Origin of the sequence: Mesorhizobium sp. M7A.F.Ca.CA.002.05.1.1 (assembly GCF_003998335.1) — a bacterium.
Taxonomy (GTDB): domain Bacteria; phylum Pseudomonadota; class Alphaproteobacteria; order Rhizobiales; family Rhizobiaceae; genus Mesorhizobium.
In genome coordinates this window covers 1-766 of sequence record NZ_RZQI01001489.1, presented here as the reverse complement: position 1 = coordinate 766, position 766 = coordinate 1, and the positions used below count along the sequence as shown (strand labels likewise).

The following is a 766-nucleotide window of genomic DNA, read 5'->3' as shown; positions in this document are numbered from 1 at the left end:
GCCATGGCCGGCCTGACCGGCGGCCTTCTCGTCTTCATGCTGAGCGCGCGCTTCCATCCGCTGGACTCGCCAGTGCTGCGCACGGCTCCGCTCGGCTTCACCAGGGCCTGGCTGCGCCTGGCGCGGCTGCCCCTGCAATTGTCGGTCGCCTACTTTCTCCTGCCGGCCGTTGCTGCCTTGGCGGCTGAGCCTCGGCCTGGGCGATGCCGCTCGCTAGCGGCTTCTGGCTGCTGGCGCTGAACGGCGCCTATGCGGTGTTTGCCGCCTATTTCATGACCGCGCCATTCGTCGCCGCGCTGAGCTTCCTCGGCGCCATCGCCTACACCAGCTACGAGTCGCTCGAATATGGGCGCACGGTGCTGATCGGCTTTGCCGCCCTTGTCCTGTTCCTGTGGCACCGGGCGCAACGGAGATATCGCCATGGATAGCAGTGTCGATCCTGTCGAGATACTCGCGGTTCGCGGGCTCGGCGCCGGCTATGGGGGCCGACCAGTTGTCGCCGGCATCGGGATGACGCTCGATCGGGGTGACATCCTTGGCCTGCTCGGCGCAAACAGCTCAGGAAAATCCACCTTGCTGAAGGCGATCACCGGTCAGATCCGGCTGCTCCAGGGAAGTGTGGCGATCGACGGCCGCGATCTCGCCAGCGCGCCGGAGCCCGCCAAGGCCGGCTTCGGTCTGGCCATCGATCCGCCTGAACTGCCGGCAGCGCTCACCGGGCGGCAATATCTCCAGCTCGTCGCGTCGATCCGTGGCTGTACGGAGA

Annotated in this window: 2 protein-coding genes and 1 pseudogene; all 3 read left to right on the top strand. The window is 67.0% G+C overall.

Annotation, left to right across the window (positions count from 1 at the left end; genetic code table 11):
- A pseudogene (locus tag EN939_RS39595) lies at nucleotides 1–240 on the top strand (hypothetical protein); the annotation flags it as partial.
- Nucleotides 204–428, top strand: a complete 225-nt coding sequence (locus EN939_RS39590) for a hypothetical protein (RefSeq protein ID WP_236382662.1) — start codon at nucleotides 204–206, stop codon at nucleotides 426–428. The pseudogene EN939_RS39595 and the gene EN939_RS39590, both read left to right, overlap by 37 nt.
- Nucleotides 421–766 (top strand): ATP-binding cassette domain-containing protein (locus EN939_RS36570; RefSeq protein ID WP_127272086.1); only part of this gene is annotated, 346 nt, incomplete at its 3' end. The genes EN939_RS39590 and EN939_RS36570, both read left to right, overlap by 8 nt.